At 64.5% G+C, this 25,453-nt stretch carries 25 protein-coding genes; 13 read left to right on the plus strand and 12 right to left on the minus strand.

From position 1 onward, the window contains the following. Window positions 1-11: 11 nt before the first annotated feature. Genes ACE3OO_RS03060 through ACE3OO_RS03070 form a run of 3 tightly spaced genes read right to left on the minus strand, consistent with a single transcriptional unit; the run spans window position 12 to window position 1,512 of the window. The gene (locus tag ACE3OO_RS03060) at window positions 12-266 is read right to left on the minus strand and encodes a DUF6111 family protein (protein WP_374299587.1); all 255 of its coding nucleotides are present in this window, start codon (window positions 264-266) and stop codon (window positions 12-14) included. Next, complete coding sequence (locus ACE3OO_RS03065; protein ID WP_374299589.1) at window positions 263-943, minus strand: CoA pyrophosphatase; 681 nt, start codon at window positions 941-943, stop codon at window positions 263-265. Before ACE3OO_RS03065 ends, ACE3OO_RS03060 begins: the two co-directional genes overlap by 4 nt. Further along, complete coding sequence (locus ACE3OO_RS03070; RefSeq protein WP_374304656.1) at window positions 940-1,512, minus strand: DUF1285 domain-containing protein; 573 nt, start codon at window positions 1,510-1,512, stop codon at window positions 940-942. The genes ACE3OO_RS03065 and ACE3OO_RS03070 overlap by 4 nt, the downstream gene beginning before the upstream one ends. Before the next feature lie 86 nt (window positions 1,513-1,598). Here ACE3OO_RS03070 and ACE3OO_RS03075 point away from each other — a divergent pair, with 86 nt between their 5' ends. The 4 genes from ACE3OO_RS03075 to ACE3OO_RS03090 are packed head-to-tail and all read left to right on the plus strand — an operon-like array spanning window position 1,599 to window position 8,384. Continuing rightward, a complete protein-coding gene (locus tag ACE3OO_RS03075; protein ID WP_374299591.1) occupies window positions 1,599-2,597 on the plus strand; it encodes an AAA family ATPase in 999 nt (332 codons plus the stop codon). Continuing rightward, complete coding sequence (locus ACE3OO_RS03080) at window positions 2,594-3,520, plus strand: DUF58 domain-containing protein (RefSeq protein ID WP_374299593.1); 927 nt, start codon at window positions 2,594-2,596, stop codon at window positions 3,518-3,520. Before ACE3OO_RS03075 ends, ACE3OO_RS03080 begins: the two co-directional genes overlap by 4 nt. A 2-nt stretch (window positions 3,521-3,522) precedes the next feature. Continuing rightward, window positions 3,523-6,285 carry a DUF4159 domain-containing protein gene (locus ACE3OO_RS03085; RefSeq protein ID WP_374299595.1) on the plus strand — a complete coding sequence of 921 codons (2,763 nt, stop codon included), beginning with the start codon at window positions 3,523-3,525 and terminating at the stop codon, window positions 6,283-6,285. Beyond that, window positions 6,285-8,384: a hypothetical protein gene (locus ACE3OO_RS03090; protein WP_374299597.1), complete on the plus strand. Its 2,100-nt coding sequence runs from the start codon at window positions 6,285-6,287 to the stop codon at window positions 8,382-8,384. The genes ACE3OO_RS03085 and ACE3OO_RS03090 overlap by 1 nt, the downstream gene beginning before the upstream one ends. Here ACE3OO_RS03090 and ACE3OO_RS03095 read toward each other — a convergent pair. The 3 genes from ACE3OO_RS03095 to ACE3OO_RS03105 form a co-directional block, all read right to left on the minus strand. After that, window positions 8,381-8,767: a hypothetical protein gene (locus ACE3OO_RS03095; RefSeq protein ID WP_374299599.1), complete on the minus strand. Its 387-nt coding sequence runs from the start codon at window positions 8,765-8,767 to the stop codon at window positions 8,381-8,383. The two genes, ACE3OO_RS03090 and ACE3OO_RS03095, sit on opposite strands and share 4 nt — an antisense overlap. Window position 8,768: 1 nt before the next feature. Further along, window positions 8,769-9,287: a GNAT family N-acetyltransferase gene (locus tag ACE3OO_RS03100; RefSeq protein WP_374299601.1), complete on the minus strand. Its 519-nt coding sequence runs from the start codon at window positions 9,285-9,287 to the stop codon at window positions 8,769-8,771. A gap of 313 nt (window positions 9,288-9,600) precedes the next feature. Beyond that, window positions 9,601-10,545 (minus strand): LysR family transcriptional regulator, encoded by a 945-nt coding sequence (locus ACE3OO_RS03105; protein ID WP_374299603.1) that lies wholly within the window; start codon window positions 10,543-10,545, stop codon window positions 9,601-9,603. A 117-nt stretch (window positions 10,546-10,662) separates the two neighbouring features. On the opposite strand from ACE3OO_RS03105, the gene wrbA reads away from it, so the two are divergent. Together wrbA and ACE3OO_RS03115 are read left to right on the plus strand one after the other, a co-directional pair. Next, window positions 10,663-11,262, plus strand: coding sequence for an NAD(P)H:quinone oxidoreductase (wrbA, locus tag ACE3OO_RS03110; protein WP_374299605.1), 600 nt, complete (start codon window positions 10,663-10,665; stop codon window positions 11,260-11,262). A 53-nt stretch (window positions 11,263-11,315) separates the two neighbouring features. Then, the gene (locus ACE3OO_RS03115; protein WP_374299607.1) at window positions 11,316-12,035 is read left to right on the plus strand and encodes a pirin family protein; all 720 of its coding nucleotides are present in this window, start codon (window positions 11,316-11,318) and stop codon (window positions 12,033-12,035) included. Window positions 12,036-12,080: 45 nt separating this feature from the next. Here the strand turns inward: ACE3OO_RS03115 and ACE3OO_RS03120 are convergent, their stop codons facing one another. Next, window positions 12,081-14,534, minus strand: a complete 2,454-nt coding sequence (locus ACE3OO_RS03120; RefSeq protein ID WP_374299609.1) for a DUF3772 domain-containing protein — start codon at window positions 14,532-14,534, stop codon at window positions 12,081-12,083. Window positions 14,535-14,694: 160 nt separating this feature from the next. On the opposite strand from ACE3OO_RS03120, the gene ACE3OO_RS03125 reads away from it, so the two are divergent. The 5 genes from ACE3OO_RS03125 (at window position 14,695) to ACE3OO_RS03145 (ending at window position 20,823) form a co-directional block, all read left to right on the plus strand. After that, window positions 14,695-15,405 carry a TVP38/TMEM64 family protein gene (locus ACE3OO_RS03125; RefSeq protein ID WP_374299612.1) on the plus strand — a complete coding sequence of 237 codons (711 nt, stop codon included), beginning with the start codon at window positions 14,695-14,697 and terminating at the stop codon, window positions 15,403-15,405. A gap of 4 nt (window positions 15,406-15,409) precedes the next feature. Next, entirely contained in the window at window positions 15,410-16,837 is a 1,428-nt protein-coding gene (locus tag ACE3OO_RS03130) for an NAD(P)/FAD-dependent oxidoreductase (RefSeq protein ID WP_374299614.1), read from the plus strand. A gap of 22 nt (window positions 16,838-16,859) precedes the next feature. Further along, window positions 16,860-18,284 (plus strand): sensor histidine kinase, encoded by a 1,425-nt coding sequence (locus ACE3OO_RS03135; protein WP_374299617.1) that lies wholly within the window; start codon window positions 16,860-16,862, stop codon window positions 18,282-18,284. Between the two features lie 99 nt (window positions 18,285-18,383). Continuing rightward, window positions 18,384-18,896: a hypothetical protein gene (locus ACE3OO_RS03140; RefSeq protein WP_374299619.1), complete on the plus strand. Its 513-nt coding sequence runs from the start codon at window positions 18,384-18,386 to the stop codon at window positions 18,894-18,896. An 85-nt stretch (window positions 18,897-18,981) separates the two neighbouring features. Beyond that, window positions 18,982-20,823 (plus strand): adenylate/guanylate cyclase domain-containing protein, encoded by a 1,842-nt coding sequence (locus ACE3OO_RS03145; RefSeq protein ID WP_374299621.1) that lies wholly within the window; start codon window positions 18,982-18,984, stop codon window positions 20,821-20,823. Window positions 20,824-20,828: 5 nt separating this feature from the next. Here ACE3OO_RS03145 and ACE3OO_RS03150 read toward each other — a convergent pair whose 3' ends face one another. Next, the gene (locus ACE3OO_RS03150) at window positions 20,829-22,337 is read right to left on the minus strand and encodes a 3-hydroxyacyl-CoA dehydrogenase (RefSeq protein ID WP_374299623.1); all 1,509 of its coding nucleotides are present in this window, start codon (window positions 22,335-22,337) and stop codon (window positions 20,829-20,831) included. A 136-nt stretch (window positions 22,338-22,473) separates the two neighbouring features. Between ACE3OO_RS03150 and ACE3OO_RS03155 the strand changes: the two genes are divergently transcribed. Further along, window positions 22,474-22,938, plus strand: coding sequence for an Hsp20 family protein (locus ACE3OO_RS03155; RefSeq protein ID WP_374299625.1), 465 nt, complete (start codon window positions 22,474-22,476; stop codon window positions 22,936-22,938). 25 nt (window positions 22,939-22,963) lie between these two features. Further along, complete coding sequence (locus ACE3OO_RS03160; RefSeq protein ID WP_374299627.1) at window positions 22,964-23,212, plus strand: DUF1150 family protein; 249 nt, start codon at window positions 22,964-22,966, stop codon at window positions 23,210-23,212. 11 nt (window positions 23,213-23,223) lie between these two features. On the opposite strand, the gene ACE3OO_RS03165 is transcribed toward ACE3OO_RS03160, so the two are convergent. The 4 genes from ACE3OO_RS03165 to can form a co-directional block, all read right to left on the minus strand. Continuing rightward, window positions 23,224-23,685, minus strand: coding sequence for a hypothetical protein (locus ACE3OO_RS03165; RefSeq protein WP_374299629.1), 462 nt, complete (start codon window positions 23,683-23,685; stop codon window positions 23,224-23,226). Window positions 23,686-23,771: 86 nt separating this feature from the next. Then, on the minus strand, window positions 23,772-24,236 hold the full coding sequence (ptsN, locus tag ACE3OO_RS03170; RefSeq protein ID WP_374299631.1) for a PTS IIA-like nitrogen regulatory protein PtsN: 465 nt from the start codon (window positions 24,234-24,236) through the stop codon (window positions 23,772-23,774). Between the two features lie 57 nt (window positions 24,237-24,293). Then, window positions 24,294-24,620, minus strand: coding sequence for a ribosome hibernation-promoting factor, HPF/YfiA family (hpf, locus tag ACE3OO_RS03175; protein ID WP_374299633.1), 327 nt, complete (start codon window positions 24,618-24,620; stop codon window positions 24,294-24,296). Between the two features lie 182 nt (window positions 24,621-24,802). Further along, on the minus strand, window positions 24,803-25,450 hold the full coding sequence (gene can, locus ACE3OO_RS03180) for a carbonate dehydratase (protein WP_374299635.1): 648 nt from the start codon (window positions 25,448-25,450) through the stop codon (window positions 24,803-24,805). Window positions 25,451-25,453: the final 3 nt, after the last annotated feature.

Genomic DNA, 25,453 nt, shown 5'->3' on the forward strand with positions numbered 1-25,453 from the left:
CGTCATGCGGCCTATTTATCGATGTGACCGGGTACGATGCGGCCATCCTCGAGTCGGGCCGGAATATAGCTGCCGGTGCCATCTTCGAAAAACGCACCCCAAACGACGAAGCTGACAATCACCAGGCCCAGGCCGATGGCCGCCAGCCAAAACCATGGCGTGGCCTCCGGACCATCCTTACCGCTGCGCTTCACATGCCAGATGTAAAGGCCATAGAGCAGGAAGGGCAGCAGCAGCGGCAGCAGATGAACGATGAAGCGGCTCATGCCAGATCTCCCGCGACGGCGCCGTGCAACAACTCATGCAGGTTGCGCAGCATGCCTGCCGTGGCGCCCCAGATGTAATACTCGCCATAGGGCATGGCCCACCATTGCCGCTCCACGCCGTTGAATACGCCCTTGTGGCGCTGATGATTGCGCCGGTCCATCAGGAAGCCCAGCGGCACTTCAAAAACCTCGGCCACCTCATGCTGGGCCAGTTTCAGGCTGAAGCCGGGCTGCACCTGGCCGACCACGGGCACAACCACAAATCCGGTGCCGGTGACATAGGGATCAAGCGCGCCGAGGATGGTGATATGGCTGCGATCGAGGCCGATTTCCTCCTCCGTCTCGCGCAGGGCGGTGGCGATCACGTCCGGATCGTCACGGTCGACCCGGCCGCCGGGAAAGCTGATCTGGCCGGCATGATTGCTTAAATGCGCCGTACGTTTGGTCAGGATGACTCTTTCGCTGTCGTCGTAGGACACCACCGGGACCAGCACGGCCGCCGGCATCAGCGGCCCGGACCGCAACGGCGCGAATCCCGGATTGAGCTGGAAATCGCCTTTCGCCGCAGCCTGGTATTCCCGCGGCAGATCGGCAAAGGCCGGCACCGGCTGCAACCGCTGGCGCAGCTCCTCCAACAATGGCGTGGCCTGGGTAATCAGGCGGGGCTCGGCATTCATGCCGCGTCTCCCCATGGCACGTCCCCCAATGGAAACCACCGCCCCGCGCTGCGCACGGCAAAAACTCGCCGTCCGCCAAGTTCCGTTTCTTCGGCCATATTCACCAGTTCATAATACACTGAACGCCCGATCAGCGCCTCCAGCCGGTCGCGCACCAGGATGTAGGGCGACGGCTCGCCGGTGGCAGGGTTCACAGACACATGCAGGGGGTGCTCGGCATCCAGCGGCACGATGTCATCCACATTGGTACGGAAGGCGATCAATCGCTCCTCCCCCTCGCCTGCCCCATCGCCCACCACCGTCAGTTCGACCGCCGTGAATGGCGCATCGTCGACCCGGATGCGGCATTTCTCGGCCGGGGTGACCAATACGTAACTTTCATCCGGCTCGCGCCGCAGGATGCTGGAAAACAGCCGGACCATGGCCGGTCGGCCGATCGGCGTCCCCATGTAATACCAGTCGCCATTGCGGGCGATCCGCATGTCGATTTCACCGCAAAATGGCGGATTCCACAAATGAACCGGCGGTTTTTTGCGCAGGTTGGCCTCGCCGCCGAACCGGGCGATCACATCTTGGAGACTGGGCGTTTTGGCCGAGGGGACTGTCATATGAGACATATGGGCTTTCGTTTCGCTTCTACTATATACTCATTTCCATGCACAATTTGAGCGATACCGCCGAACATATCCTTCCCGAGATCGAGCGGATCGGCGGCCGCCTCGCCACCGCTCGCGACGCGATCGGCCGGGTGATCTTCGGACAGGACGAAGTGGTCGAGGAGACGCTCATCACCCTGCTGGCGGGCGGCCATGCCCTGCTGGTCGGCGTGCCGGGCCTGGCCAAGACCAAGCTGGTGGAAACCCTGGCCCGGGTCCTGGGACTCGATGCGCGCCGGGTCCAGTTCACCCCCGATCTGATGCCAGCCGATATCATCGGCTCGGAAGTGCTGGAGGAAAGCGAAACCGGCCGCCGCGCCTTCCGTTTCCTGCCCGGCCCGGTCTTCTGCCAGTTGCTGATGGCCGATGAGATCAATCGCGCCAGCCCTCGCACGCAGTCCGCCTTGCTGCAGGCCATGCAGGAGCGCCAGGTTTCGGTGGCCGGCCAGCGCCATGAACTGCCCGCCCCCTTCCATGTGCTGGCAACCCAGAACCCGCTGGAACAGGAAGGCACCTATCCGCTGCCCGAAGCCCAGCTCGATCGTTTCCTGCTGCAGATCGACGTGCGCTACCCTGACCGCGAAGCCGAGCGGCGCATGCTGTTTGCCACCACCGGCGCCGCCGAGGAAGCCATCCCCACCGTACTGAATGCGCCCGATCTGATGGCCGCGCAGCGGCTGGTGCGACGGATCCCGGTCGGCGAAAGCGTGGTGGAGGCGATTCTCAATCTGGTGCGTGCCGGCCGGCCGCAGGAGAGCGACATCCCGGGCCTGCAGGATCTGGTGGCCTGGGGCCCCGGTCCTCGCGCCAGCCAGGCCCTGATGCTAGCAGTGCGTGCCCGCGCCCTGCTGCAAGGACGCCTGGCCCCCTCCATCGAGGACGTGCTGGCTCTGGCCGGGCCGATTCTGCGCCATCGCATGGCGCTGACCTTCGCTGCCCGCGCTGAAGGTGTCACCGTCGCCGACGTCATCGCCAAACTGACCGAACCGCTGCGATGAACCAGACGGCAGCGGCCGGGGCAGCACAAGCGAATGCCCGGCGCCAGCGCGCCGAACACTTTGCCGCATTCCTGCCGCCCCTGCTGGTTGCTGCCGAACGGGTCGCCGCCACCGTCGAACAGGGTGTCCATGGCCGACGCCGCGTGGGTCCCGGCGATGCCTTCTGGCAGTTCCGCCGTTACAGCCCCGGCGACGCCATCACCCGCATCGACTGGCGCCAGACCGCGAAACGCAGTCACGCCTTCATCCGCGAAAACGAATGGGAAGCCGCCGAAAGCGTGTGGCTGTGGCGCGACCCTTCACCATCCATGCGCTGGAAATCAGCACAGGGCATGGAGCAGAAGGACGAGCGCGGCGACCTGCTGCTGCTGGCTTTGGCCAGCCTGCTGCTGCGCGGTGGCGAACGCGTCGCCCTGCTTGGCCACCCCCAGCGTCCCTCCGCTGGTCGGCTGGTGCTGGAACGCATCGCCGAACGCCTGATCCGATCGCGTTTCGAAACCGCCGAGGCCAGCCTGCCGCCGGTGCAACCCCTGCCGCGGTATGCCCATGTGGTGCTGATCGGCGACTTCCTCTATCCGGTGCCCGAGATCGCGATCCGCCTGCGCGCCATTGCCGATATGGGCGTGCGCGGCACCTTGCTGCGGCTGGTCGATCCGGCCGAGGAGGATTTCCCTTACAGCGGCCGGACGCGCTTTCTCGGGCTGGAAGGCGAAAGCCCCATGCTGGCGCCCCGCGCCGAGTCGCTGGCCGAGGAATGGCGCAGCAGTTTTGCCGCGCACCAGCATGAACTGGCCGAGGTCTGTCGCCGGCTCGGCTGGCGTCACCTGAAACATCGTACCGACAAGGCGCCGCAGACTGCCCTTCTGGCTCTGTATCAGGCCATGCAGGGCGAACGGGCCCTCGGCCCCGCCGGAGGGCGCTGAGCATGCTGGCGCTCGGCAGCCTTGCCTTTGCAACGCCGCTGGCGCTGATCGCGCTACTCAGCCTGCCTGTGCTGTGGTGGCTGTTGCGCATCACCCCCCCCACTCCCAAACAGGTGACCTTTCCACCATTGCGACTGCTGTTGCTGCTGCGTCCAAAGGAAGAGACGCCGGCCCACACGCCGCTCTGGCTGCTGCTGCTGCGCCTCCTGATCGCAGCCCTGGTGATCCTTGCCCTGGCTGAACCGGTTCTGAATCCGCAAACCAGCCAGAACACCGATCGCCCCCTGCTGCTGGTGATCGACGATGGCTGGACCGCCACGCCGCGCTGGCGTGAACGCCTGACCCGCGCTGATGCAATCCTGGAAAGCGCCCAGCGCGACGGCCGCGCCGCGCTGCTGCTGACCACGGCCGCCCCTGCCAGCGGCGAAACGATCCAGCCCGGCCAATTGATGCCGGCTGGCGAATTGCGGCCCGTTGTTGCCGCCCTGCAGCCAAAAGCCTGGCCCAGCGACCGCGCCGCCACCGTTCAGGTGCTCAATCAGGCCCGCCTGCCCGAGGCGGCCGAAATCATCTGGTTGAGCGATGGCCTGCGCGATGATGAATCGGGTGAAGCCGCCTATGCGCTGGCGGAATGGCTGCTGCGGCTGGGTCCGCTCAGCGTGATCGACACCGGACGCGAGGATCTTTCGCTTACCCTGCTGCCGCCAACGACAAGCGCGCAGGGCGATACCGTCACCCTGCGTCGGCCGGCTGGAGCGAATGGCACGCGCAGCGTGACCCTGCGCGCGGCAACCGATCAGGGCCGCATCCTGTCGCGCGAAACCATATCCTTCGCACCCGGCGCTGAAACGGCAACGCTGAAACTCGACCTGCCAAGCGAATTGCGCAACCAGCTTTCGCGACTGGAAATCGAGGAGCAGCCGGCCGCCGGCACGGTGCAACTGCTGGACGACCGCTGGCGCCGGCGACCGGTCGGCCTGGTGTCCGGCGGCGCGGTGGAAACGCGCCAGCCGCTGCTGAGCGACCTGTTCTATCTGGAACGCGCGCTCACCCCTTACGCCGAACTGCGCAACGCCCCGGTCTCCGAGCTGCTGCAACGCGAGATTGCGGTGATCGTCATGGCCGACGTGGCGCAACTGGTCGGTGGCGAAGGTCGCCAGTTGGAGGACTGGATCGAACGCGGCGGCGTGCTGCTGCGTTTTGCCGGGCCGCGCATGGCGGAAGCCACCGATAACCTGCTGCCGGTGCGGCTACGCCAGGGCGCACGGCAACTGGGCGGCGCGCTGTCGTGGTCGCAGCCGCAGCGCCTGGGCCCAATGCCGGAAACCAGCCCCTTCTATGGCCTGGGCGGCGCCAGCGAGGTGAGCGTCAGCCGCCAGGTACTGGCCGAACCCGAACCGCAACTGGGGGAGAAAACCTGGCTGCGACTGGAAGACGGCACGCCGCTGGTGACCGCCGCCCAGCGCGGCAAGGGCTGGGTGATCCTGGTACATACCTCGGCCAATACGCTGTGGTCGGATCTGGCGCTGAGCGGTTTCTATGTCGATATGCTGCGCAAGGTGATCGACCTGTCGCAGGGTGTCGCCGGCAGCGGTGAAACCGCCGATCTGCCGTTGCCGCCGCTGACCATGCTGGACGGTTTCGGTCGTTCGGTGGAACCTGCTCCGGCCGTTAAGCCCCTGCCCGCCCGTGCACTGGCGTCAACGCAACCCAGCCCGCGTCATCCGCCGGGCTGGTATGGCCGCCTCGACAGCCGCCAGGCGCTCAACGCCGTGAATGCCGATACCCTATTGCGCGCCATTGATCGCTGGCCTGCCGATGCAACGCTGCTGAATCTCGACCAGACCAGCCGCGAAACCCGCCTGTTGTCCTGGCTGCTCACGGCCGCCCTGCTGCTGTTCCTGGCCGACTGGCTGATCGGCCTGGCCTTGCGCGGCCTGTTGCCGCGCCTGCGCCGGCCGGCGACCGCTGCCGCTCTGCTGTTGGCAATACTGCTCGCTGCCGGGGCCCAAGCCCAGCCACGCCGTGGCACACTTTCGGCCAGCGACGAATTTGCCTTGAAGGCTTCCCTCGACCTGCGCCTGGCCTATGTGGTCACCGGCCAGGCCGATATCGACCAGATGAGCCGTGCCGGCCTGTATGGCCTGACCGAGGTGATGTATCGCCGCACCTCGATCGAGGCCGCCGAACCGCTTGGCGTCAATCTGGAAGCCGACGACATCTCGCTGCTGCCGTTCCTCTACTGGCCGATCAGTCCGGCCCAGCCGCAGCTTTCCGACGCCGCCCTGCGCCGGCTGGACCAGTTCATGAAAACCGGCGGCTTGATCCTGTTCGATACCCGCGACCAGGCCATGGGCCTGAGCGGAACGGCAGCCAGCCCGAATACCGAAAAGCTGCGCCAATTGCTGGCCAAGCTTGATATCCCGCCGCTGATGCCGGTGCCGGACGATCATGTGCTGACCAAGGCGTTCTATCTGATGCAGGATTTCCCCGGCCGTTATAGTGGCGGCACATTATGGGTGGAACGGAATCCCGGCGGCGACAAGGATGGCGTCACCTCCATCGTGATCGGCAGCCACGATTACGCCGCCGCCTGGGCGATGGACGCCAATGGCCGGCCGCTGGCCGTCACCGTGCCGAACAATCCGCGGCAGCGAGAATTCGCCTATCGCTTCGGCATCAACCTGCTGATGTACACGCTCACCGGCAACTACAAGGCAGATCAGGTGCATGTGCCAGCCCTGCTCGAGCGGCTGGGCAACTGATGACCAGCGCCTTCACCTTCGACTTCGTCCCGCTTGTGCCCTGGCCGCTGCTGGCGGCCTGCGCGGTGCTGGCACTGCTGCTCACCGGCTTTGGCCTGTGGCGTGGCGCACGCGGCACGCTGCTGCGCAGCCTGGTGGCCCTGCTGGTGCTCGGCGCATTGGCCAACCCCGTCGCCCGGCGCGAGGAACGCTCTACCCTGCCCGACATAGCCGTGGTGGTGATCGACGAAAGCGCCAGCCAGGGCATCGCCGATCGCCGCCAGCAGGCCGAACAGGCCGAAGCGGCCCTGCGCGAGAAGCTGGGCGCCATCGAGAATCTGGAAGTGCGCTATGTCCGCGGCGGCAAGCCGGCGGCCGAGAATGCCGACCGCGACGAAGGCACGCGCCTGTTCTCGGCCCTGACCCTGGCCTTGAGCGATCTGCCGCGCCATCGTCTGGCCGGCAGCATCCTGGTCACCGATGGCCAGGTGCATGACCTGCCCGACATTGCCGCGGCCCAGGACGTGACCGGCGCGCCGGTACATGTGCTGTTGACCGGTCGGCCGGATGAACGCGACCGCCGGCTGGTGGTGAAGAATGCCCCCACTTTCGGCATGGTGAACCAGGACCTCGAGGTCACCCTGCGTGTGGACGATACCGCCGCAGCCCCCGGCGAGATGGCCGAACTGCGCTTCCGCCAGCAGGACGTCGGCGAACGGAGCCTGTCGGTGCCGGTCGGGCGCGACATCACGGTGCCGTTCAAGCTGCCGCGCGCCGGACGCAGCCTGCTGGAATTCGAGGTCCTGCCGGTGCCGGCCGAGCTGACGCCTCTGAACAACCGGGTCGCGCTGTCGGTCAATGGCGTGCGCGACCGCCTGCGCGTGCTGCTGGTTACTGGCGAGGCCCATGCCGGCGAACGCGTCTGGCGCAACCTTTTGAAAGCCGACCCCAATGTCGACCTGGTGCATTTCACGATTCTCAGGCCGCCCGACAAGCAGGACGGCACGCCGATCCGCGAGCTGTCGCTGATCGCCTTTCCGATCCGTGAATTGTTCGAACTCAAGCTGAGCGAGTTCGACCTGATCATCTTTGACCGCTATCGGCGGCGCGGCATCCTGCCGACCTCGTATTTCGAGAATATCGCCAATTACGTGGCGCGCGGCGGCGCCTTCCTCGAAGTATCTGGCCCGGCCTATGCCACGCCTTTGAGCCTGTATCGCACGCCGCTGGCCGATATCTTCCCCGGCCGCCCCACCGGCACCGTGCGCACCGAACCGTTTCAGGCGCGGCTGAGCGATCTGGGCCGCCGCCATCCCGTCACGGCCGGCCTGCCGGGATCGGTGGGCGAAAGCGGCAATCCAAGCTGGAGCCGCTGGTTCCGGGTGATCAATGTGGATGTCCTGCGCGGCAACAATCTGCTCGAGACACCAAACCGCGAGCCGTTACTGGTGCTGGACCGCATCGAAAAAGGCCGCGTGGCGCAGTTCTATTCCGATCATGTCTGGCTGTGGTCACGCGGCTTCGAAAATGGCGGGCCGCAGGGTGAATTGTTGCGCCGGCTGGCGCATTGGCTGATGAAGGAACCCGACCTGGAGGAAGAAGCCCTGCGCGCCGAGGCACGTGGCAACCGCATTGAGGTGGAGCGCCGCAGCCTGAAGGAAAGCCGGGAGCCGGTGACAATCACCCATCCCGACGGCAGCGAAACCAGGCTGATGCTGGATGAACGCGGCAACGGGCTAGCCAGCAACGCGCTGAGCGTCGAACAGCCCGGCATCTACCGCATCCGCGATGGCGAGAGGGAAACCGTGGCCACCATGGGTGCAATCAATCCGCGCGAATTCGCCGATCCACGTGCCACGCCGGCATTGCTCAAACCCCTGGCCGATGCCAGCAATGGCAGCCTGCGCTGGCTGCGCGACGGCATGCCCGACATCCGCATGATGGATAAACCGACCCGCACCGCCGCCCGCGAGGCCGGCGGCCGCAACTGGATGGGGCTGTATCGCCAGAATGATTATGTGGTGACCGGCCTGAGCATCACGCCACTGGTCCTGCCCCTGGCACTGCTGGCCGTGCTGCTCGGTGCGCTGATGCTGATGTGGCGGCGCGAGAGCCGCTAGCCGCGCCTCAGCAGCAGGCGGGCCGCCGCCTGCACCGTCATTCCCGTTTTCAGCCCCGCGGCTTGCGCGTCTCCGTTCAAAGCCGTGACGATCCCGTTCTGCCAGCCATCGGCCGCATCGCCGATCCGCGCGCTGGCATGGCTGTAGGCCAGCGTCGGGCAGGCCAGCAGTGACAGGCCGCTGATGCCGGCATGGTCCTTGCCGATGCCGGCGTCGTTGAAGAAACAGCCCAGCAGCGGAACTGCCAGCGCATAGCGCACGGCGCTGCCACCGCCATGGCTGCCCGCCACCACGATCTGGCCGGCATCCTCGGGGCGAATTTCGGTGATGCTGTCGAGCAGCAGGACGGCGCAGTCATCGCAGGCGACAACGGCGCGGGCCAAGTCACGCCGCCTTGCGCTTGCCGCGCGGCGGCTTGCCCACCATGCCCGATACATCCTTCAGCGCGCCGGCGGCCAGTTCCATCACCTGGAACCGCTCGCGCTCGACCCAGCCCGGCATTTCCATGCCACGATCGGCCGCATTCACGAAGCCGAAGGGTTCGTAATAGGGCTTGTCGCCGACCAGGATGCAGAGCCGGTGGCCCAGCCTTGTGGCGGCATAGAGGCTGTGGCGGATCAGCGCGCGACCGATCCCCTGGCCCTGATAGTCGGGATGCACGGCGACGGGCCCCAGCATGATGGCCGGCGATGCCTGTTCGCCGATGGCGACCGGCCAGTAGCGGATCGAGCCGAGCACGACGCCATCCTCGTCGCGCACGACGAAGGCCAGCGGCTTGAGATGCGCGACATTCTCGCGCAGCCGATAGACGGTCTTCTTGGTCCGCTCGGAACCAAAGGTGAGGTCGAGCAGGGTATCGATCTGGGCGGCGTCAGTCGGCCGCTCGGGCAGAATAGGGAACATCAGCTTGCTTCCGGCAACAAGTTCGGAGACCACAGGCGGACGGGTGGCCTGAGCCTTCCGTCCGTTCGGCCGGCGGTTCGCGCTCATCGGTGAAGCTGATATCGGTCGGAGTCTTGAGAGACGATGATCCCGCTTCAGTAGGCGCAAACGGCCGCCGCGCACCGCTTTCGCGATTGCAGATGCATTTGCATCTGTCGTCGCTGGGCCGGTGCGCCGGTACGAGCTCGTCGATGTCGCCACTGGCGGGTCATGAGACTGCGTCCTCTTGTCGCGCCCGTTCGATAGCATAGCCGGACGGGGTCGTAAACGGGCTTCATGCAGGCCGGCCACCGCCCTGTCCGGCTGTGTCTATCAGGACACACTCCCAGGGCGGATGGGGCGCGAAACGTTCGGCCAGGAAATCAATGAAGGCGCGCACCTTGGGCGTCAGGAAACGCTGGGCGGGATAAACGGCATGGATGCCCAGCGGCGCCGGCTCGTACGCCTCCAGCAGCGGCACCAGCCGGCCGGCGGCAATATCAGGGCCGGCGATGAAGCTGGGCGAGCGCACGATGCCATGGCCCGCCACGGCGGCGGCGCGCAGCACGTCGCCGTTGTTGGCCACCAGCCGGCCGCCGACTTTCACCGCCCAGGGTCCACCCGGCCCCTCGTAGCGCCACACGTCCGGTTCAGGCAGGTATTTGTAGAGCAGGCATTCATGCTGGCGCAGGTCATCGGGCTTCAGCGGCACGCCGGCCTTGCGCAGATACGATTCGGCGGCGCAGGTGATCGGCCGCACCGGTGCCAGCCGCCGCGCGGTCAGGCTGGAATCGGCCAGATGTCCGATACGGATCGCCACATCGACCTCTTCCTCCATCAGGTCGACCAGGCGGTCGTTGAAAGTGAGGTCGACGCGCAGTTCCGGATACAGGGCCAGCAACTCGGGCAGCAGCGGTGAGACATAGGCCAGCCCGAAGCTCATCGGCAGATTCACCCGCAACAGGCCACGCGGCATGGCCTGCAGGTTCTGCACAGCGGCCTCGGCGGCCTCGGCCTCGATCAACACGCGCTGGGCATGCTCCAGCACGATGCGCCCGGTTTCGGTGAGCGACAGCCGCCGGGTGGTACGCTGGAGCAACTGGGCGCCCAGCCGTTGCTCCAGCCGGGCGATCTGTTTCGACACGGCGGATTTCGACAGGCGCAGGGAATCGGCCGCCGCACTGAAACCGCCAGCTTCCACCACCCGGGCAAACACGGCCAAATCGGCTAAATGGTCCATGCCTCACATTTGTTTCTAAATGGAAACAATAATATTCCAAATATCAGATTGTTTCTTTCTGGTCCATGCATAAATGTCCTAGCGAGACCACACCACCCCACCGCCAAGGAGGCGACCATGACCAAGGTTCTCGTGCTTTACCACTCCATGTACGGCCATATCGAAAAGATGGCCGAGGCCATCGCGGCCGGCGCCCGTGAAGTGGCTGGCGCCCAGGTGACGATCAAGCGCGTACCGGAAACCATGCCGGAAGAAGCCTTCAAGAAGGCTGGCGGCAAATGGGACCAGGCCGCTCCCATCGCCAATCCGGCCGAGCTGGCCGACTATGACGCCATCATCTTCGGCACCGGCACCCGCTTTGGCAACATGAGCGGCCAGATGCGCACCTTCCTCGACCAGACCGGCGGTTTGTGGGTGAAAGGCGCCCTGGTCGGCAAGGTCGGCAGCGTGTTCGTCTCGACCGGTACCGGCGGCGGCAATGAAACCACCGCCAGCAGCTTCCACACCACCCTGCTGCACCATGGCATGGTGATCGTTGGCCTGCCCTACGCCATCCCCGAGACCATGGATGTCAATGCGGTGAAGGGCGGATCGCCGCTGGGCGCCGGCACCATCGCCGGTCCGGATGGCAGCCGCCAGCCGACCGAAGTGGAACTCAAGACCGCCCGCTTCCAGGGCAAACACGTGACGGCTATTGCCGCCAAGCTGAAAGCGTAACAATCATCTCCGGGGCGACGGCCTGCGGGCCGTCGCATCCGATGGAGGATACCGTGATCCATGTCATTCCCTTCGACCGCCTCGGTCGCATGCAGATCGATTGGCTGAACAGTCGGTTCCATTTCAACTTCTCGGGCGTTGCCGCGCCGATGGGCTACGGTTTTGGTCCCCTGCGCGTGTGGAACGACGACGAGATCCAGCCGCAATCGGGTTTCCCGATGCATGGCCACCGCGACATGGAAATCATCACCTATGTCCGCAAGGGCGCCATCAGCCACGAGGACTCGCTCGGGAACAAGGGGCGCACACCGGCCGGCGACGTGCAGGTGATGTCGGCCGGCACCGGCATCATGCATTCGGAATGGAATGCCGAGGATGAGCTGACGCATCTGTTCCAGATCTGGATCGAGCCGCGCCAGGCCCGGCTGAAGCCGCGCTGGGATCAGGCCCAGTTCCCCAAGGGCGACCGCGCCAACCGCCTGGTGCCGCTGGCCTCGGGCGAACAGCCGGTGCTGGATGCCAATCCGGGCACGCTGCTGATCCATCAGGACGCCACGCTGTACGGCGCCCTGATCGACAAGGGCGCCACGGCCAGCTTCGACATGCCGGAAAACCGCATGGGCTATCTGGTGGTGGCCGATGGCAAGGTGACGGTGAACAACCAGGAAGTCACGACCCGGGCCGGCGTCGCGCTGGTCGGCGAGGGCAAGCTGGAAATCACTGCCGCCGATGGCGCCGAAATCCTGCTGTTCGATCTGCCGCGACCGAATTGACCGTTGCACTGATCCGGAAGATCAACCTGCTTCAACCGGTCGCGGCTAGTCCGCGGCCGGTTTTTTGTTGCCCGCGAGAGTCAGGACCAGTTTTTCCAGTCGGTCGATATCGGCCAGATGCACATCGCTCTGGGCATAGGGGATCTCGATGCCATTGGCATTGCAGGCCTTGTAGATGGCAAAGCGCAGATCGCTTTCGATCGTCATCCGCCGCTCGACATCGGCGATGAAGCCGCGCAACGCGAACACCAGCGCGCTGTCGCCGAAATCGCGGAACACCACCATCGGCGCGGGGATGCCCAGGATGTCGGGGTGCTTGTTCAGGCAATCCAGCAGCACGTCGCGTGCCTTGTCTACATCGGTGCCGTAAGCCAGGCCGATATTGATGTCGACCCGGCCCAGGCGATTGCGATGCGTCCAGTTCATCACCGGGCTGGAGATCAGGTCGGAATTCGGAATGATCACCGAGGCGCGCGGGAATGTCTCGATTTCTGTCGAGCGCACATTGATGCGACGGACGTAACCCTCGCGGTCGCCGACCACCACCCAGTCGCCGACCTTGACCGGCCGCTCGATCAGCAGGATCAGGCCGGAGACGAAATTATTCACGATATTCTGCAGGCCGAAACCGATACCGACCGACAATGCACCGGCGATGATCGCCAGATTCGACAGGTCGAGGCCGACCGCGCCGATGGCAGCAACGCCGGCCAGCAGATAACCGGCATAGGTCAGGCCGGTGACCATCGAATTGCGCACGCCGGGATCGATGCCGCTCTGCTGTTCCAGCCGGGCATTGAGGCCGCCACTCAGCAGACGGGTGACGCCGATGCCGATCACCAGCACAACGACGGCCCCCAGGATGTTACCCAGCGATATGGTCACCGGGCCGATGGTGACGCCGTAGAAGAGTTCCAGCGTATAGGCAACCAGCGTTGCGCCACTCATGCCCCAGGCCAGCGCCAGGGCAATCAGCAACAGGAAAAACAGGACGATATCGATCAACAGGCCCAGGAAGATCTGGGTCGTGGTGCTCATCGGGCCGCTCAGGCCCAGCATCTGACGCCAGGTGCGGAACCGGCTGTCGGGGCTGTCCGCCAGGTTGTTCAGGCCATCGCGGATGGCCGTGCGCACGACGCTGTAGGCCGCCAGCGACAGGGCAGACCCCAGCAATGCAAAGGACAGGAACGCGGCGAAACTGTAATACCCGAGCAGGATTGCCGCCAACGCCACCAGATTGAGCGCGAAAACCACCCCCGTCAGCAGACGAAGTGGCCGCAATTCGTCGCCCAACTGCCGCCAGAGCCGGGGATCGGCAAAGCCCAGATTGACACTCGCCAGAAACAGCGCCACGGCGGCAATGACCAGATCACGGCCCGCCGTGCCGAAATCCGGCGTGCGCGATGGCGCCACCAGAATGCTTAGCAGCACGATACCGACGGCAAAAACCGCCACGCGGCGGAGCAGGCTGTCGCGTTGCGTCTGCGGCAGCTGGATCACCGCCCAGGCCGGGTTGCGCGGCGCCAGGATGGCATAGACCAGACCATGAGCCAGCAGGGCCATGCTGAGGGCCTGCATCAGGGCATGCAGCAGAGTTCCGACCAGACCACTCGCCCAGCCATTGCCGGCCACCACGCCATAGGCCGCCCACAATACGGCCAGAGGCATGGCCGTTCGGTTCATCAATTCCGTGAAGGCCGCGACCGTACGGCGAACCGGCGATGGTTCCTGCACATCGGAATGAACACCGTAATGACGATGCAACCAGCGCTGCATCGGGATGACCAGCACCACGGCCAGCAGGGCCACGACAGCCATCTGCATCAGGGTGGTTGACCCCGCACGGCGGTTATCAGCAGCCTCCCACCATGCCTGCGGCGCAGCCTTCACCGCTTCGGCAGCAGAAACGATATCGGCCAGTCCATCGCGCCAGAAAGCCGGACTGAAAGGCGATGCGCCGCGATAAATCAGTTGCCGGGTAAATTGCTGCCGCGCCTCGTCGGCCACCTCGTCCTGCATGGCGACAATCCGGGCCAGCGCCAGTTCGGACTGCTTCACGCCGTCCTGCATGGCCTGAAGCCGGGCGGAAAGCTGCCGGCGCGAATCGGCGATCGCCGCCGACTCGCGAGGCTGTCCGGCGGCAGGTGCCGGGCCGAGAGCATCGAGCTGGGTCTGCGCGGCGCTCGTCGCCTGCTTGAACTGATCCCGTTCCTCCGTGGCCGCCACGCGCAACCGATCCAGACTGGCGCGCAACGCGATGAAGCCCTCGTCGTCCATGCGGGGGTCGCGCAGTTGTCGCACCACGGCACCCAATGCCGCGTCCCAGTCGGTGGGCTTGCGGGATTCAATCGACCCTGCCGGCGCCGGAGATTGCGCCTGTGCCGAACCAACACTTGCTGCCGGCAATGCGAGGGTTATGGCGAGCGCAAGGCCGATGGCGCGACCGAACGCGCCCACCGCGCGGAGGATGGTTTTGGCTGAATGGAATATGTGCGGCATATGCAGATGGATGATGCGGCCGGATGGCAGGGTAACGTTTCGGTGAGTCGGGTCGGCCGGACGATCCGGCTTGGATGCATTTTACCCCCTTTGCTGTCAGATTGGGGCAAAAACAAGGCTCCGACAATTCGGTCTAGGAATACCCCAAAGATCAACCCTGATGCAGGCTCGACAGCTTTTTCCGTTGCTTCTGCTGGCCCTTGGCCTGGCGCTGTTCCTGGCCCTGGACCTGAACCGGTATTTCGACCTGGCCACGTTACGCGACCAGCAGGCCGGTCTGCGCCACTGGGTCGCCGGTCATCCGCTTCTGGCTGTCATGGGATATATTGCGTTTTACGCGGCGCTGGTCGCCTTCTCGCTGCCGGTCGCCAGCCTGGTCACCCTGACCGGCGGGTTCCTGTTCGGTCCCTGGCTCGGCACGGCATGGACTGTCCTGGGCGCCACTCTGGGAGCCATTGCGATTTTCCTGGCCGCCCGCGCCGCGCTGGGCAACCGCCTGGCTGCCATGTTGCATCACAAGGCCGGATCTCGGCTTGCCGCACTGGAGCACGAGCTTCGCTCCAACGGGTTTCATTATCTGCTGTTCCTTCGACTGGTGCCGGCCTTTCCGTTCTGGCTGGTGAATATTGCGCCCGCTTTCTTCGGGATTCCGCTTCGCACCTACATCGCGGCCACCGTGATCGGCATCTTGCCCGGTACGTTTGTCTTCGCCTATCTCGGTCATGGCCTTGACACAACGCTGGCACAATCCGGCAGCGTTGACGCGGCCGATCTGCTCAGCCTGGAAATCCTGATTGCCTTGACTCTGCTGGCGCTGCTGTCTTTGCTGCCGGTCTGGCTGAAGCGGCGGCGCCGTCCCGGACAGGAGTGAAGGCATGGCAGAGCGGATCGATTGTGACATCGCCGTGATCGGCGGTGGTTCCGGCGGATTGTCGGTCGCTGCGGGCGCTGCCCTGATGGGCGCCAGCACAGTGCTGATCGAACGTGGCCGCATGGGCGGCGACTGCCTGAATTACGGCTGTATTCCCTCCAAGGCGCTGATTGCTGCGGCACGGCAGGCCGTGATCTGGCAACACAGCGCCAAACTCGGCATCCGTTATGACGAGCCGGAAATCGATTTTCCGGCCGTGATGCGGCATGTCAAAAACACCATTGCCGCGATAGCGCCGCATGACTCGGCGGAACGCTTCGCCGCGCTCGGCGTCCGCGTTCTGCAGGCTGAAGCCTACTTTGCCGGTCCGGGCATTGTGCAAGCGGGCACAACGATGGTTCACGCCCGCCGCATTGTCATCGCAACCGGCTCGAAACCGGCCATTCCGCCGATCCCCGGGCTGGAGGCCATTCCCTACCTGACCAATGAAACCGTCTTTGACCTGACCGAAGCGCCGATCCACCTGATGATCCTGGGGGGCGGGGCCATCGGCGTCGAGCTGGCTCAGGCCTTTCGCCGTCTCGGCATCAGGGTCACCCTGATTGAGCGCCTCACCTGCCTGTCCCGTGAAGACGAGGAACTCAGCGACCTGCTCATCAATGCCCTGCGTGAGGACGGCGTCGTGCTGCACGAGCGGACCGAAGTGACGCAGGCGGAAAACACCGTCTCAGGCATCGTGCTGACCCTGCGCCATGCCGATGGCAGCACCGATCGCATTGCCGGATCGCACCTGCTGGTGGCCACCGGCCGCAAACCCGATCTCGCATCGCTCGACCTGGCCAGAGCCGGCATTCTCGCCGATGCCCGCGGCATCACGGTCGATAACAGGCTGCGCAGCACCAATCGCCGCGTCTTCGCGCTGGGCGACGCCACCGGACTCAGCCCCTTTACCCATACCGCGAGCTATCATGCCGGCGTGGTGCTCAAGAATGCCCTGTTCCGGTTCCCGGCCAGGGCCGATCACAGCCTCATCCCTCGGGTCACCTACGGCGATCCCGAGCTGGCTGCGGTGGGACTGAGCGAGGCCGAAGCCCGCGCCAGCCATGGCCGCATCACCATCCTGCGCTGGCCTTTTGCCGAAAATGATCGGGCCCGCGCGGAAGGGCGCATGGAGGGTTTGGTAAAGGCCATCGTGTCGCCGCGTGGACGCATCCTGGGCGTCGCGATTGCGGGACCGCAGGCGGGGGAACTGATCCAACCCTGGATTCTGGCCATGCAGAAGCGGCTGGGCATCGGCGCCATGCAGGCCATGCTGGTCCCCTATCCGAATCGCGGCGAGGCCAGCAAACGGGCGGCCGGCGATTTCTACCGTCCAAAACTGTTCTCCCCCCTTACCCGCCGCATCGTGCAGTTTCTCGCCCGCTTCGACTGACCGGCAGCGTATAATACCCGCCATGGATGCTTCGCCTTTGCATGATGGATCGGCCGTACCGCCGGACCGGCCAGCCAGCGCCGCCAGCCTGTCAAGCAGACTGCTGTTGCTGACCATCCTGTTTGTCATGTTGGCCGAAATCCTGATCTACCTGCCGTCGATGGCGCGTTTCCGCATCAGCTATCTGGAGGCACGCATCGAACTGGCTGACCAGGCAGCACTAGCCCTGCTGGCTGCACCCAACGGCATGGTCAGCGCCGAGCTGGAAAACGAGCTGCTGCGCAATGTTGGCGGCAAGCTGGTGGCGATGCGCCGGCAGGAATCGAATGCCCTCATCCTGAGCGACCGCCAGGAATTGCCGATGCTGGGCAAACCGGTCGACCTGTCGAAATGGATGTGGTGGGAAGCCATCGTCGACGCTGTCGTCACGCTGTCGGGTAATGCCGATCGTTATATCCGCGTGGTCGGCCCCTCGCCGCGCGATCCGCAAACCCGTATCGAACTCGTGTTGCCAACCGCACCGCTGGCCGAGGCGTTGCGCGACTTTTCGTGGCGCATCTTTTCATTGTCGCTGCTGATTTCGCTGGTTACCGCCGGCCTTGTCTACCTCAGCCTGCAATGGCTTCTGGTCCGGCCGATGCAGCGCCTGATCGGCAGCATCGTCGGTTTCCGCTCGGCCCCCGAAGATGCGCGGCAGATCATTCGCCCCTCGGCACGGCGCGATGAACTCGGCCTGGCCGAACGCGAGTTGCGCGTGATGCAGCAGGACCTGCGCCATGCCCTGACCCAGCGCGCCCGCCTGGCCCAGCTCGGCATCGCCGTCAGCAAGATCAGCCACGACCTGCGCAACATGCTGGCTTCGGCGCAGTTGGTGTCGGATCGCCTGGCCGCCTCTGACGATCCCACCGTGCGCCAGGTCGCCCCACGCCTGGTGAGCGCCGTGGATCGTGCGATTGCGCTCTGTGCCCAGACCCTGCGTTACGGCAAGGCCGAAGAGCGCGCACCGGAACCGGAAATCATTGCCCTGCGCGACTTCATCGAGGATGTGGCTGCCGGCCTGGGCCTGGCCGATGACGGCGGCATCTGCTGGCACAATGCCGTGCCGGAGGATCTGAAACTGCCGGCCGATGCCGAGCACCTTTATCGGGTGTTAAACAATCTGATGCGCAATGCGATCCAGGCCATGCCGGGAAATGGCGATCTGCGCGCGGCGGCGGCGGTCAGCAACGGCGAGGTCGTGATCGAGATTGCCGATACCGGTTCTGGCCTGAGCGAAACCGCAAAAAGCCATCTGTTTGAACCCTTTCGCGGTGGCCGCAACGGCGGCAGCGGCCTGGGGTTGGCTATTGCCCGCGAACTGGTCCGCGCCCACGGCGGCGAACTGGAACTGGTTCGCACCGGCCCATTGGGCACCACGTTTCGCGTCCGCCTGCCCGGTATCGGTTAACCATATCGTTTAACTGTATGTTGACTGCGGATCGCGCGATAATGCGTTCAGCCAGAATAGCTGACAGGCGCCCAAAGGGTGCCGCGCAGGAGAATGACCATGCGTACGATGACCATGCGTACCGCCATCTGCAAACTGCTCATGCTGCCACTGCTGCTGGCCGGACTTCTCGCCGGCTGCTCGACAGAACGTGAAAGCCTGACCCCAGCAACCCAGGCGTTGGCGCTTGGTGTTGGATTCGAGCTGGTCAAGACCAGGATCGAACGGCGGCTGGAGGTGACCTGCAATCCGCTCAATCTGGTCAGCGACGGCACCTATTGCGTCAGCAACTACAAGCCGACCGACCGCCAGGAGGTCTGGTGCTTCAAGACCCTGGGCGGCGTTGACTGCTATGGCGAACCAGACCCCTATTCTCTGGAAGGCCGCGCCCTGCCTGCGCCGCCGAGGCCGCTGGCCGATCCCCGCATGCCGATGACGCCGCCGGGCCGCCGCAATCCGCCACAGGTGGCCGTTGCGCCGACCGGCATGCAGATGGAAGAGCCCGAAGAGCCGATGGCGACAGACCCGCAGCCGATGCCCGTCGAACCGCCGGCTGTGCCCTCCCGCCAATAAACCTCCGGTAAATATCGTATCCGGCTGACCTCCTGCCCCTTGCCATGGCGGGCGATGCGCTAGTTTCTCCTGCGGGATTCCACGCATGCCACGCCAACATGATCGCGTCTGGGCCTGGGAGCTTGCGGCGCCGCCCGCCGCGCTCTGGCCGTACCTGTCCGACACCGCCCGCTTCAACGAGGCCGCCGGCACGCCACGTTATGCCGTGGAGGAAGTCGTCCAGCCCGACGGTTCGGTAAAACGCAGGGCCAGCGCCAACTACAAGGGTGTGGCGGTGGAATGGGACGATCCGCCGTTTGAATGGATAGCGGAACGGGAATTCCGCCAGCGTCGCGTGTTCCGCCGCGGCCCGCTGCGGTATCTGGCGCCGACCCTGAAACTGGAGGCAACCGCCGATGGCGGCAGCCGGGTCACCTATCGCCTGAGCGGCGCGCCGCGCGGACTAATCGGCCACCTGCTATTCGCCACCGGCATGCTCGACAGGATCGGCAAGGGTCTGGAAGACATGGTTCGCCATGCGGCCGCCTTTGTGCAGGGTGAAGCCGAAACCCCCTTCGCCTACACGCCGCCACCCGCCAGCCTGGAACAGCAGCAACGTTTGGCCGGACTGGCGCAACAGCTTGCGGCGGCCCCCTATGCCCACGATCTGACTGACAAACTGGTCACCCACATCGCAACCGCGCAGGAGGTTGATCTGGTGCGCTTGCGTCCGCGCAAACTGGCGCGGGACTGGCAGGTGCCTTTACGGCATACGGTGGAGCTCTGCCTGGAAGCAACGCGGGTCGGCATGCTCGGCTTGTCCTGGAACCTGCTCTGTCCACGTTGCGGCGGTGCCAAGGCCAGTGTCGCCAGCCTCGACCAATTGCCGCGCCACGCGCATTGCCCATCCTGCAATATCAGCTACGACGGCGATTTCACCCGGAATGTGGAGATCAGCTTCAGCCCCACATCCAGTATCCGCAACATTGCCGAAGGCGAATTCTGCATGGGTGGCCCGCATGTCTCGCGGCATATCCTGGTGCAGCAGATCCTGCAGCCGGGCGAGCAGCGCACAGCGTCGACCATCCTGCCGCCGGGGGAATACCGTCTGCGTACGCTGGAACCCGGCGGCGAAAGCCTGGTGCAGCATGACGGAGGCGCCTTCCCGACCGTGATTGCCGAAACCAGCACCGCGCCCGGCTTCATCATCCGCAATGAGCCAGGCCAGATGATCGGCGGCATCGTCTTCCACAACCGCACGAGCCGCGAACTGACCTTCGTGGTCGAGACGCGCGACTGGCGACGCGACGCGCTCACCGCGCATGAAGTCACCACGATGCAGGCTTTCCGCGATTTGCTGCCGAATCAGGTGCTGCGCCCGGGCGAAGATATCGGCATCGATCATGTGACGCTGATGTTCACCGACCTGGAAGGTTCGACCGCGTTGTACGAACGGCTGGGCGATGGCGCCGCTTATCGGCTGGTGCGCCGGCATTTCGCTTTCCTGGCCGCCACCATCCGCCAGCATGATGGCGCCCTGGTCAAGACGATCGGCGACGCCGTGATGGCCGCCTTCGCCACGCCCGAACAGGCGGTGCGCGCCGGACTGGAAATCCGCGACCGCATCGGCGCCTTCAATGCGGAATACCGGGCGGAAACCGTTGCGGAAGGTCGTGCCATAGACGCCGCGATCGGGCTGAAGATGGGCCTGCATGGCGGGCGCTGCATCGCCGTGAACCTGAACGAGCGGCTGGATTATTTCGGCAGCACGGTCAACCTCGCCGCCCGTTTGCAGGGACGATGCCGCGGCGGCGAGATGATCCTGTCACAAACCCTGGCCGCCGATCCTGCCGTCGCGCCCCTGCTGCAGGATCGCAACCTGTGCCAGGAAGCGGCCGAGCTGAAAGGTTTCGACCAGCCCGTGCCCTTCGTGCGTCTCCTGACCTGATCGGTTCAGTCTTCCGTCAGGGCAGACAACCCAAGCAATGCACGGCGGCGCAGCCACAGGCTGGGACGGTAGCGATCGTCGCCGGTGATGGCCTGCAATTGGGTCAGCACCGTATGCACGGCTTCGACGCCCATCGCATCCGCCAGCGCCAGCGGACCAAAGGGATAATTCAGGCCCATGGTCATCGCCTTGTCGATATCGTCAGGAGCGGCCACGCCGATCTGCGCCATCTCGCAGCCCAGATTGGCCACCATGGCAGCGATGCGCTGCCCGATGAAGCCGGGGCTGTCATGAATGGCGGTGACCGCTCGGCCGGCAGCATGGAAACGCGCCACCAGCCCATCCAGCAGATCGCGGCGTGCGCCCGGCGGCCGCATCAGCGTGATGCGCTTGTCCAGCTTGCCGGCGATGTCGAGACCGAATAACCGCCGGTGATCAAGCTGCAACCGGGCCGCATAGGTGGTGCAGTCTTCGCCCAGGGGCGCGCAAAGCATGGCGCTTTCGCCATCGTCGAACCCGCTGACTTCCAGGCCGAGTCCACGCAGCAATTCGCCCAGGGCCTCGTCTTCCTGGGCCAGCACCACGCGTGTTGCGGGCGACGCGGCGCTGGTGGTGTCGGCAGAGGGCGTCTGGGCCTTGCCGTCCTCGCCATAGGCGAAAAAGCCCTGCTTTGTCTTGCGGCCGAGCTGACCGCTTTCGCGCAGCGACTGGTGCAGCGGTGTCGTCGCCAGCCGGCGATCGTAGAAATAGCCCTCGTGGATGATCTGACTGACCGGAAAATTCACATCGATGCCGGTCAGGTCCATCAACTCGAACGGCCCCATGCGAAAGCCCCAGTTGTCGCGCATCACCGCATCGACCTGGGCCGGAGTCGCCACACCTTCCGAGACGATACGCAGGGCTTCCTGCGTATAGGCACGGCCGCCCAGATTGACCAGGAACCCCGGGCTGTCCTGCACCACCACCGGCACACGCCCCATCCGCTCGCCGGCACGAATCAGCGCCGCGACGGCGGCATCGCTGGTGGCTGGCGCGCGGATCACCTCGACCAGCTTCATCAACGGGACGGGGTTGAAGAAATGCAGGCCGGCAATCCGGTCGCGCTGCCGGCAGGCACTGGCAATGCTGGCAATCCGCAGGGACGACGTATTCGAGGTCAGCAGGCAATCCGGCCGCACAACGGCTTCCAGCTGACGGAAAACCTCCTGCTTCACGGCGAGGTTCTCGACAATCGCCTCAACCACCAGATCGGCCGGCGCAAAGGCATTCAGATTATCGACCACGCTCAGGCGCTGTTTGGCGGTCTCGGCGGCTGCCGGATCAAGCCGCCCCTTGGTGGCCATCTGGTCGAGCTGGGCCAGAATCGCGTCTTTCGCCTTTGCGGCCGCGCCGGGCGCTGCGTCATACAACAGCACGGCCATGCCGCCGGTCATGCCGACCTGGGCGATTCCACGCCCCATCGCCCCGGCCCCGACGACCCCTAAAGTCGCGATTTCCCGCCCCGAATCGACCACAATTCCCTCCATTTTCAGTATCGGTATCCTGCCGGGCCGGGTCTTGATCTGCAAGCCGCCACTCCCCACATCATTGTCGTTGAGGTGCCTCCCAGGGCCTCAACGGGCACTCGCTTACTCAAGGAGTCCAATGGCCATGACGCGCGTATCCGTTTTTTCCAGCCCCTTGCTGCTGGGTTTCGATCATGTCGAGCGCATGATCGAACGAGCCGCCAAAACCGGTTCGGAAGGCTACCCGCCCTACAATATCGAGCAGATCGGTGAAGACGGCCTGCGCATCACCTTGGCTGTGGCCGGCTTCGGCAGTGGCGATCTGTCGATCACCACCGAAGACAACCAGCTTGTCATCCGCGGCAAGCAGGTTGACGACAAGGACCGCGTTTATCTGCACCGCGGCATCGCCGCGCGCCAGTTCCAGCGCAGTTTCGTGCTGGCTGACGGCATCGAGGTGGTTGGTGCCGAACTGGTGAACGGGCTGCTGCATATCGACATGCGCCGGCCCAGGCCGGAACCGCAGATCCGCTCCATCGTCATCCGCACAGGCAATGGCGACAGCGGCAATACGATCGGCGTCAGTGGTAAATCAGGTGGCAGCGTCTGAGACGGGCCACGAAAGGAGTACAGTCATGAGCACCCCCAATAATCACGATAATGCCTATTACAATAACAACCCGCTTTATCCGGCAATGACGGCGGAAGGCTTTGCCAATCTCGGCGCGCCTGACCTTGCCTATGTTCGCCCGGTGCATATGCCCGAAGGCGATGGTTGGGGCATCTTCTCAGCCAATGGCACCCAGCTTGGCTGGGCGCCGGCCCGCGACCTGGCTTTTGCCGCCGCAGTGCAGAACGAGTTGATCCCGGTCAGCCTGCACTAAGGAAAACCGCGTCAGCCACCTGCCTGCGGGCAGGTGGCCGCGAGGCGGGGCTGTCCCTCGATCTCTCGCCCGCCCATGGAGGCGGCAACCTCGAAAACATGGCCCTGTCCGGTCAAGCTTCCCAATCCCCAGTCAAACTTCACATAGCTTGACTGATTCGCCACCGCCGCGATGGCCAGGGTATATGTCTGGTTGGCGCGAACCGTGATTTGGTGGCGCCCAGGCAACACATCACAGAAAAACACGCTGCCGGCCGGCACCTCGGCCACAGGTTTATCGTCCAGCGTCAACAATGGCCGAGCGACGGTGCCCAACAGGCCATTGTCGCTGCCGAGGCTGAATGTCGTGCGATAGAAATAAATCCGGCTAAGCCCGGCCGCCAACGGCGGATCGGCAACAGGGGCTTGGGGCACCGGCGCGCAACCGGCAAAGGCCAGCAACGCGGCCAAAACGAATACAGGGCGGATGATCATGCCCAGCCTCCTGATGCAAGATTTCCAGCGCAGGATTGGCGGTAACGCTTACCTGCATCTTACAACAGCCGCCTTGTCGGGCTGTCTCAGGCCGCGTGGCTGGCCGGACTGTCCGTCAGAAGGGCGTAAATTGCGTCCGCGCTTTCGGCGCCGCGCAGTTTTTCGCATACGGCCTTGTCGCGCAGCAGGCGCGACACCCGGGCCAGCGCCTTGAGATGATCGGCACCCGCCGATTCCGGCGCCAGCAGGAGGAAAACCAGGTCGACGGGCATTTCGTCGATCGAATCGAAGTCGATCGGCCGCTCGACGCGGGCGAACAGGCCATAGAGCTTGTCCAGCCCGGCCAGGCGGCCATGCGGGATAGCAATGCCGTTGCCAACGCCGGTCGTACCCAGGCGCTCGCGTTCCAGCAGCGTGTCGAAGATCGCCCGCTCATGCTGACCGGTGATCTTGGCCGCGCGCGCAGAAAGTTCCTGCAGCGCCTGCTTCTTGCTGTTGGCCTTGAGGTTGGCGATGACGCCGTCAGGGCTCAAGAGCTGAAAGATTTCCATAGGGAAAAATGCCTCCGCGGCTGAATGCCATATCGCGTCTGTCATCCTTGCGGATGATCAGGCGACATCTCCGGCATCGGGTAGCCGCGCATGATGATTGCGCCGCTTGCGCTTATCGCGCCGAATCTGCTTCGCCAGTTTTTCAAGTGCCTGATCGAAGCTGAGATATATCTCACTCCCCTCTGCCTCGGCCTGCGCATCGATGCCGGTGCCGACATGCACCGAACACTGGCAATGGTACATTCCGCGTTCACGGCGGAAGACCACCTGGGCCTCAATCGCATTGTCCATGTATTTGGACACTGCGGCAGAGAGATGTTCCTCGACATAGGCGCGAAGTGAGTCACCAAGGTCGAGCTGCTGTCCGGAAGTCAGGATTTTCATGATGTCTCGAAATCCGAGTTCGATCGGTCAGGGCATGATTGTAGTACGGCGCATCGCGCCCGTCATGCGGTCGCGGACCATAGAGAAGCCCCCTCTGACTGTCAACCGCATAGGCGCCTCCTAACTCTTTGATTTTATTAATATCCACAACCTTCTCTGCTGTGGATGCGTTAACCACTGGCTTAACCGCGCTCCGGCTTCGATTCAGTGCGGAAAATTTCCGCCAGAGCCTGTGGATTGGATATGGTAACGCCGAGATCGCGGATCAAGCCATTCGAAATGCCGTAGACCCAGCCATGCAGGCTCAGGTCCTGGCCGCGATGCCATGCGTTCTGAACAATGGTGGTTTTGGCCAGGTTAAGAACCTGTTCGCGCACATTCATTTCACATAGCGCGTTCAGGCGCTTGTATTCGTCCACGACGGTCGCCAGGTCGTCCTGGTTCTTGTCATACACATCCCGGATCGGCCGCAACCAATGATCGATCAGGCCCAGCTGTTGCGGCTGCATCGCCGCGCGCACGCCGCCGCAGCCATAATGGCCGGTGACGATCACGTGTTTCACCTGCAGGAATTCGATCGCATATTGCAATACCGCGAGGCAATTCATGTCGGCCGGATGCACCAGATTGGCCACGTTGCGATGCACGAAAAGCTCGCCTGGATCGAGGCCAACGATTTCATTGGCCGGCACACGACTGTCGGCGCAGCCGATCCACAGATAGGCCGGATTCTGCTGGTGGGTCAGGCGATCGAAAAAGCCGGGGTCACCCCGCAGCTTCGACATCGCCCAGGCGCGGTTGCTTTCAAACAGCGGTGCAATATCGGTCATGAT

The organism is Ferrovibrio sp. (assembly GCF_041906005.1).
Taxonomy (GTDB): domain Bacteria; phylum Pseudomonadota; class Alphaproteobacteria; order Ferrovibrionales; family Ferrovibrionaceae; genus Ferrovibrio.

Coding starts and splice junctions, on each gene's coding strand:
- ACE3OO_RS03060 (WP_374299587.1), bottom strand. CDS start 266: ATGAGCCGCTTCATCGTTCATCTGCTGCCGCTGCTGCTGCCCTTCCTG.
- ACE3OO_RS03065 (WP_374299589.1), bottom strand. CDS start 943: ATGAATGCCGAGCCCCGCCTGATTACCCAGGCCACGCCATTGTTGGAG.
- ACE3OO_RS03075 (WP_374299591.1), top strand. CDS start 1,599: ATGCACAATTTGAGCGATACCGCCGAACATATCCTTCCCGAGATCGAG.
- ACE3OO_RS03080 (WP_374299593.1), top strand. CDS start 2,594: ATGAACCAGACGGCAGCGGCCGGGGCAGCACAAGCGAATGCCCGGCGC.
- ACE3OO_RS03085 (WP_374299595.1), top strand. CDS start 3,523: ATGCTGGCGCTCGGCAGCCTTGCCTTTGCAACGCCGCTGGCGCTGATC.
- ACE3OO_RS03090 (WP_374299597.1), top strand. CDS start 6,285: ATGACCAGCGCCTTCACCTTCGACTTCGTCCCGCTTGTGCCCTGGCCG.
- ACE3OO_RS03100 (WP_374299601.1), bottom strand. CDS start 9,287: ATGTTCCCTATTCTGCCCGAGCGGCCGACTGACGCCGCCCAGATCGAT.
- ACE3OO_RS03105 (WP_374299603.1), bottom strand. CDS start 10,545: ATGGACCATTTAGCCGATTTGGCCGTGTTTGCCCGGGTGGTGGAAGCT.
- wrbA (WP_374299605.1), top strand. CDS start 10,663: ATGACCAAGGTTCTCGTGCTTTACCACTCCATGTACGGCCATATCGAA.
- ACE3OO_RS03120 (WP_374299609.1), bottom strand. CDS start 14,534: ATGCCGCACATATTCCATTCAGCCAAAACCATCCTCCGCGCGGTGGGC.
- ACE3OO_RS03125 (WP_374299612.1), top strand. CDS start 14,695: ATGCAGGCTCGACAGCTTTTTCCGTTGCTTCTGCTGGCCCTTGGCCTG.
- ACE3OO_RS03130 (WP_374299614.1), top strand. CDS start 15,410: ATGGCAGAGCGGATCGATTGTGACATCGCCGTGATCGGCGGTGGTTCC.
- ACE3OO_RS03135 (WP_374299617.1), top strand. CDS start 16,860: ATGGATGCTTCGCCTTTGCATGATGGATCGGCCGTACCGCCGGACCGG.
- ACE3OO_RS03140 (WP_374299619.1), top strand. CDS start 18,384: ATGCGTACGATGACCATGCGTACCGCCATCTGCAAACTGCTCATGCTG.
- ACE3OO_RS03145 (WP_374299621.1), top strand. CDS start 18,982: ATGCCACGCCAACATGATCGCGTCTGGGCCTGGGAGCTTGCGGCGCCG.
- ACE3OO_RS03155 (WP_374299625.1), top strand. CDS start 22,474: ATGACGCGCGTATCCGTTTTTTCCAGCCCCTTGCTGCTGGGTTTCGAT.
- ACE3OO_RS03160 (WP_374299627.1), top strand. CDS start 22,964: ATGAGCACCCCCAATAATCACGATAATGCCTATTACAATAACAACCCG.
- ACE3OO_RS03165 (WP_374299629.1), bottom strand. CDS start 23,685: ATGATCATCCGCCCTGTATTCGTTTTGGCCGCGTTGCTGGCCTTTGCC.
- ptsN (WP_374299631.1), bottom strand. CDS start 24,236: ATGGAAATCTTTCAGCTCTTGAGCCCTGACGGCGTCATCGCCAACCTC.
- hpf (WP_374299633.1), bottom strand. CDS start 24,620: ATGAAAATCCTGACTTCCGGACAGCAGCTCGACCTTGGTGACTCACTT.
- can (WP_374299635.1), bottom strand. CDS start 25,450: ATGACCGATATTGCACCGCTGTTTGAAAGCAACCGCGCCTGGGCGATG.